Here is a 6,190-nt window from a genome sequence, read left to right on the forward strand (position 1 = left end):
CAGCCGGCCCGCCCGCTGCCCGCCCCGCGCCCGGCGCTCTCCGCGCGCGGCGCGGTGTGGCGCGTGGTGGTGGGTGGCCAGCGCGCCACGCTGCGCACCACCGAGGCGGCGGATGGCACCCTGGCCGAAATCGCCCTCTCCCTCGGCAAGGAGGGCAGCACGCTGCGCGGCCTGCTGGATGGCTTCGTGCAGTCGGTGAATGTCGGCCTCGCGCGGGGCCTGCCGCTGTCGGACTATGTGACGGCCTTCGCCTATACCCGCTTCGGCCCCGCTGGCGCGGTGGAGGGCGATGCCGAAATTCTCTGCGCGACCTCCGTGCTGGACTGGGCCTTCCGCCGCCTGGCGATCGCCTATCAGGGCGGGGCGGAGGCGCGCCGCCTCTGGCCGGACCCGACGCTGGAGGAGTGCGCCCCGGACGCGCTGGGCACCCCTGGCGACCGCGGCCCCATGCTGCCGCTGGACCTCCCCACCCAGCCATCTCCCGCCGCCCGTCGCCGCAGTTTCCGTCTGGTCGGCTGAGTTCCAAACTGACAGAAAAAAGATGGGGGTCCGGGGGAATTCCTTCCCCCGGGCTTTTTTTCATCAGGACTTTTTTCAAAAGGACATCCTCATGGCCGGACGCATTGCCGCGCGCCTCGCCGAGCTGGGCATCACCCTGCCGACGCCTGCCGCTCCCGTGGCCAACTACGTGCCCTTCACCCTGGTGGGGGGCGGCACGCTGGCCATCATCTCCGGCCAGGTGCCGGTGCAGGACGGCGCCGTGGCCTACAAGGGCAAGGTCGGCGCGGATCTCGACATCGAGACGGCGCAGCAGGCGGCGCGGCTCTGCCTCATCAACGTGCTGGCGCAGTTGCAGGCGGCGGTGGGCGACCTGGACCGCGTCACCCGCGTGGCGCGGCTGGGTGGCTTCATCGCCGCCGGGCCTGACTTCACGCAGCACGCGCTGGTGATGAATGGCGCCTCCGACCTCGCGGTGGCGGTGTTCGGCGAGGCGGGGCGCCATGCCCGCAGCACCATCGGCGTGCCCTCCCTGCCGATGGATGCCGCCGTCGAGGTCGAGGGGATGTTCGAGATCGGCGCGTGAGCGAAGCGCCGCCCCGCATCGAGGTGCCCCGCATCGAGATCACCGGCGCCGACGACCCGGCGATCCGCGCCGCCCTGGTGGAAGGCATCCGCGCCTATAACGAGTCGCAGGTGGGGGACCCGGAGATCGGGCCGCTCTCCGTCGTGCTGCGCGACCCGGAGAGCGGCGCCGTGCTCGGCGGGCTGACCGGGAAGACCAACAAGAAATGGCTCTTCATCGAGCTGTTCCACCTGCCCGAATCGCTGCGCCAGCACCGGCTGGGGGCGAAGCTCCTCGCCCTGGCGGAGGATGAGGCGCGGCGGCGCGGCTGCATCGGCGTGTGGCTCGATACCTATAGTTTTCAGGCTCCCGGGTTTTATGAAAAGCAAGGGTATCGGGTGTTTGGTTCCATTCCGGATCATCCGCCGGGGCATCAGAGATTCTTCTATCTGAAGAGACTTTGAGAACAGGCAGGGGGGAAGGAATTCCCCCCTGCACCCCCCATCTTTCTTCTGTCAGCTGGGTGGAAGCATGGAGCGGCTCGCGCACGGGATCAGCCGCGTCACGGCGGAAGCGGAACGCTGGGTCAATGAAGACACCCTGCGCATCGCCATCACCGGGCTCAGCCGCTCGGGCAAGACGGTGTTCATCACCTCCCTCATCAGCAATCTCCTGGCCCTCGGGCGCGGGCGGGACACGCTGCCGGCGCTGACGCGGCAACTCGCCATGCAGGGGCGGCGCATCGAGGCCGTGTGGCTGGAGCCGGCCGGGGCGCAGGCGCTGGACTGGTTCGACGCGGCGGAGAAGCTGCGCGACCTCGCCGGGGCCACGCCGCACTGGCCGCCGCGCACCAGCGACCTCGCCAGCGCCAGCCTGGTGCTGCGCGTCGGGCGCGGCGGGGTGCTGGGGCGCCACCTGCCGCCGCGCCGCCTGCGGCTGGAGGTGCTGGACTACCCCGGCGAATGGGTGCTGGACCTGCCGATGCTGGACCAGAGCTTTTCCGAGTGGTCGGAGGCGACGCTGGCCCTGCTGCGCCAGCCGCCGCGCGCCGCCCTGGCCACCGCGTTCATGGCCTTCCTGGCCAGCCTGCCCACCCAGGCCCCGGCGGAGGATGCGGTGGCGCGGCGCGGCCACCATCTCTACCGCGCCCTGCTCCAGGCGGCGCGGGAGCGGCACGGGCTGCGCTGGCTGCAGCCGGGGCGCTTCCTGGTGCCCGGCCCGAAGGGCGAAAGCCCGATGATGTGGTTCTTCCCCCTGCCCGGCTCTGGCCCCGCCGCCCCCGGCAGCCTGCGCGAGGCCCTGTCCCGCCGCTTCGACGCCTACCGGGAGGATATGCGGCGCAGCTATTTCGACCCGTGGTTCGCCCGCTTCGACCGGCAGGTGGTGCTGGTGGATGCGCTGGGCGCGCTCTGCGCCGGGGAGGGCGCCTTCGCCGATGCCCAGGCCGCCGCGCGCCACCTGGCCAGGGCCTATGACGCGCGCAGCCGCACCCGCTGGCTGCGCCGGCCGATGCTGAAGCGCGTGGCCTTCGCCGCCAGCAAGGCGGACCATGTGCCGGACCTCCAGCGCCCGGCCTTCCGCGCCCTGTTCCGCGACATGGTGGGCGAGGGCGGCGCGCATGTCCGCCATTTCGCCGTGGCCTCGCTGCGCAGCACGGAGGAGGCCCCCACCACCGAGGCCGGCCCCGTGGTGCTGGGCGTGCCGCTCGGCGATGTCCGCCGCCGCCCCTTCCGCCCCGGCCCCATCCCCGAGCGCGTCCCGCCGCCCGGCGATGCCTTCTGGCGCCGCCCCTTCTTCCCCCTCCCGGAATTCCGCCCCCCCGCCCTGGACCCGGATGGCCGCGAGGGCCTGCCGCAGTTGGGGCTGGACGTCCTGCTCTCCTGGCTGCTGGAGGACGCGCTGTGACCCACCGACCCTCTGACAGAAAAAAAGAAGAGGGGTCCGGGGAGAATTCTTTCTCCCCGGCCTTCCCCGGCTGGGCCGACGAGCCCCCCCCCACCTGGCTCGACCCCATCCCCGGTGGCGTGATCCAGCCCGCCGCGCCGGCCTCCCTCCTGCGCCCCGAGCCCCCTCTCCCGCTCTCCTCCGGCTGGTTTTCTTCCCTGAGCCTCGCCGGCAGCGCCGCGGCGCTCCTGTTCACCGGCGGCGGCGCGCTCTGGCTCGGCCTGCTGCTGAACGACCTCTTCACCGCCTCCCCTGCCCTGGGCTGGGCCGGCCTGGCCCTGGGCGGCGGCGTGGCGGCCCTGCTCTCCGCCGCCGCGTGGCGGGAATGGCGGGCGCTGCGCCGCCTCGCCACGCTGGACCGGCTGAGCGCCACGCTGCGGGAGGCGCCCGACTCCGCCCGCCCGCCCGCCGCCCTGCTGCGCTGGGTGGAGGGGGTGGGCCGGCGCCTGCCCGAGGCCGCCGGCGCCGCCGCGCAGATCCGCGCCGCCCAGAGCCTGGGCGAGGCGCGCGGGCTGATCACCGGGCTGCTGATGCCCGTGCTGCGGGAGCGGGTGAAGGAACTGGGCGGGCAGGCGGCGCGGCGCGTCTTCCTGGCCACGGCGGTGATGCCCAGCCCGGCGCTCGACGCCGCCGCCATGGCGCTGATCGGGCTGCGGCTGATGCGGCAGGTGGCGGAGCTGCACGGGCTGCGCCCCGGCAGCCTGGTGCTGTGGCGGCTGGTACAGCGGCTGGCCTTCTCCACCGGGCTGAGCCTCGGCACCGATCTCGTGGTGGAGGCCGGGTTGGAGCAGGTGATCGAAGGGCATGCGGCGAAGCTGGCCGGGGGCGCGGCCGGGGCCGCCGTCGCGGCCCGGCGCATGGCAAGGCTGGCCCAGGCGACGGGGGCCGCCTGCCGGCCTTTTTAGAAGAAGCGTTCTTTTTTGAAAAAAAGAACCAAAAAACTTTTTCAGTTTGGCGGCCCGCCGTGACGGGAGACGGCGGCAGCCTGAAAGAAAGGTTCTGAAAAATCTAAATCGCGGCCTGCCCGAGTGGCAGCGTCACCCCTGGCAGGCTGGGCGTGGCGGCCGGGTTGGCGGCGGGGGGCGTGGCAGGGGCCTCGGCGGGGGGAGACTCGCCCGTGGGGGCCGGCAGGCTTTCCTGGGCCGGGGCGGCGGGGGCGGGCGCGCTGCTCCCTGTCGGCGCGGCGGGAGTTGGCGTGGCGGGCTTTTCCTCGGCCACCGTGTAGTCCGGCACGATGCGGGCCTGGGCACCGGCGATCACCAGCACCTTCAGGCCGATCTCCAGCGGCTTCTCGTCGCGCTGGGTGACAGAGACCATTTCGCCGTTCGGCTTGCGGACGATGTATTCGAAGCCATCGGTGGAGCCGACGCCCTTTTCCGTCGCGGCGCCGAGCAGGCCACCGATCAGCCCGCCGCCGATGCCGGCGAAAGCCGAGGTCACGTCGCCACCGCCCACGCGGGTGCCGGCCACGCCACCGGCGGCGGCGCCGGCGGCGGCGCCGGTGCTGCCATCGGCGGTGATCATCACGGCACGGCGGCCGACGATCACGCCCGTCTCCACCTTGTTGGCCTGCTGCACGGCCTTGCTGGCATAGGTATCGGGCGAATAGCTGGGGCTGCACCCCGCGGCGACGGCCACCACACCCAGCCACAGCCCGGCCCTGGCAAGACTCTGCATGACGCGCCTTTCTCCCTGCGCACGACGCTGCGGCGCAAACTAGGTAGGGCGAGGGCCGATGTCATCCCGCCATGGCGCTGCGCCGCCACACGAAGTTTTACGGGGATGTTTTTGGCAAAAATGCGGAGGGCGGCCGCAACCCGGAGGCGCGCCGCCTGTTGCAGCGCCACCGGGACGCATCCGCCCGGCCGCCCGGCGGGGCGCGGTGGCGTGCGTTCCCCTTCTCCGCCGCGCCCCGCGCCTTGCCGGCAACCGCCGGCGCCCCCCTTCCGTTCTCCCTGGCGGAGCACACCGGAGAGGGCCCATGACACATCTTTCACCCAGCCTGCTGTCACCCAGCCTGCGCCACTGCATCGACCATTGCCTGGCCTGCCATGCGGAGTGCCTGTCCACGCTGTCCGGGCATTGCCTGGAGGCGGGCGGGCGGCACGCAGCCCCGGACCATGTGCGGCTGATGCTGGCCTGCGCCGAGATCTGCCGCAGCACCGCCCATCTGCTGCTGCTGGGCAGCCCGCGCCATGCCGCCTTCTGCACCGAATGCGCCGCGATCTGCACCGAATGCGCGGCGCAGTGCGAGGCGCTGGGCGGCATGGAAGAATGTGTCGCCGCCTGCCGCGCCTGCGCCGCGCTCTGCGCCGCCATGGCGAAAGCGTAAGGAATCCGCGCCCCCCGCCGGGGTGGCGGGGGCGCGCGGGGCGGCGGGGCTGAAACACCCTCTTGCGCCCGTCCTGCAAACGCGCGAGAGGCCGATGCTTGCGGCGCGGAAACACCCCGTGCTAGGCGCCGCCGCACCGGACCGGACGGAACCCCCCCACGTGAACCCGCCGCTGATCTTCGTTTTGAACGGCCCCAACCTGAACCTCCTCGGCACGCGCCAGCCCGAGATCTACGGATCCGAGACGCTGGACGACATCGAAGCGCTGTGCGCCGAGACGGCCGAGGCGCTGGGCCTGGCGATCGATTTCCGCCAGACCAACATGGAAGGGGAGCTGATCTCCTGGGTCCAGGAGGCGCGCAGCATGGCGGCGGGCATCGTCATCAACCCGGCCGGCTACAGCCACACCTCGATCGCGCTGATGGATGCCCTGCTGGCCTCCGACCTGCCGATCGTGGAGGTGCATCTCAGCAACATCCACCGCCGGGAATCCTTCCGGCACCTGTCCTATGTCTCGCGCGCGGCGCAGGGCGTCATCTGCGGCCTCGGGCCGCATGGCTATGCCCTGGCCCTGCGCGGCATCGCCGGCATCCTGGCCCAGGCGGAACAGGACTGAACCGGCGGGGTATCAGAGAGGTCCCATGAGCAGCGGCATTTCCTTCAGCCCGGACGCGATCCGGGCGCTCGCGCAGATCCTGCGGGAGACGGATCTGAGCGAGATCGAGCTGGCCGACAAGGACAGCCGCGTGCGCGTCACCCGCAACGTGACGGTGGCGCCGGTGATGACCGTCGCCGCCCCCGCCGCCGTGGCGGCCGCCCCGGCCCCCATCCCGGCCCCCCTGGCCGCGGCG

The 6,190-nt window shown here is 72.4% G+C and carries 7 protein-coding genes and 2 pseudogenes; 8 read left to right on the forward strand and 1 reads right to left on the reverse strand.

Annotated elements, in window-relative coordinates; genetic code table 11:
- From NON00_RS23745 to NON00_RS24960, 5 genes and pseudogenes are all read left to right on the forward strand, one after another.
- Positions 1 to 519 (forward strand): annotated as a pseudogene (locus NON00_RS23745) (vitamin B12-dependent ribonucleotide reductase); the annotation flags it as partial.
- Between the two features lie 91 nt (positions 520 to 610).
- On the forward strand, positions 611 to 1,084 hold the full coding sequence (locus NON00_RS23750; RefSeq protein ID WP_256025270.1) for a RidA family protein: 474 nt from the start codon (positions 611 to 613) through the stop codon (positions 1,082 to 1,084).
- Positions 1,081 to 1,527 carry a GNAT family N-acetyltransferase gene (locus NON00_RS23755; protein ID WP_256025271.1) on the forward strand — a complete coding sequence of 149 codons (447 nt, stop codon included), beginning with the start codon at positions 1,081 to 1,083 and terminating at the stop codon, positions 1,525 to 1,527. Before NON00_RS23750 ends, NON00_RS23755 begins: the two co-directional genes overlap by 4 nt.
- Before the next feature lie 67 nt (positions 1,528 to 1,594).
- Entirely contained in the window at positions 1,595 to 2,968 is a 1,374-nt protein-coding gene (locus tag NON00_RS23760; protein ID WP_256025272.1) for a YcjX family protein, read from the forward strand.
- Positions 2,965 to 3,912 carry a DUF697 domain-containing protein gene (locus NON00_RS24960; protein ID WP_256025273.1) on the forward strand — a complete coding sequence of 316 codons (948 nt, stop codon included), beginning with the start codon at positions 2,965 to 2,967 and terminating at the stop codon, positions 3,910 to 3,912. The genes NON00_RS23760 and NON00_RS24960 overlap by 4 nt, the downstream gene beginning before the upstream one ends.
- 103 nt (positions 3,913 to 4,015) lie before the next feature.
- On the opposite strand, the gene NON00_RS23770 is transcribed toward NON00_RS24960, so the two are convergent.
- On the reverse strand, positions 4,016 to 4,684 hold the full coding sequence (locus NON00_RS23770) for a hypothetical protein (protein ID WP_256025274.1): 669 nt from the start codon (positions 4,682 to 4,684) through the stop codon (positions 4,016 to 4,018).
- A gap of 304 nt (positions 4,685 to 4,988) precedes the next feature.
- On the opposite strand from NON00_RS23770, the gene NON00_RS23775 reads away from it, so the two are divergent.
- From NON00_RS23775 to NON00_RS23785, 3 genes and pseudogenes are all read left to right on the forward strand, one after another.
- On the forward strand, positions 4,989 to 5,339 hold the full coding sequence (locus NON00_RS23775) for a four-helix bundle copper-binding protein (RefSeq protein WP_256025275.1): 351 nt from the start codon (positions 4,989 to 4,991) through the stop codon (positions 5,337 to 5,339).
- 160 nt (positions 5,340 to 5,499) lie between these two features.
- Positions 5,500 to 5,955 (forward strand): type II 3-dehydroquinate dehydratase, encoded by a 456-nt coding sequence (gene aroQ / locus NON00_RS23780; protein WP_256025276.1) that lies wholly within the window; start codon positions 5,500 to 5,502, stop codon positions 5,953 to 5,955.
- A 25-nt stretch (positions 5,956 to 5,980) separates the two neighbouring features.
- Positions 5,981 to 6,190: pseudogene (locus NON00_RS23785) on the forward strand (acetyl-CoA carboxylase biotin carboxyl carrier protein); the annotation flags it as partial.

The organism is Roseomonas sp. GC11 (assembly GCF_024437745.1).
In the GTDB taxonomy this organism is placed as follows: Bacteria; Pseudomonadota; Alphaproteobacteria; order Acetobacterales; family Acetobacteraceae; genus Pseudoroseomonas.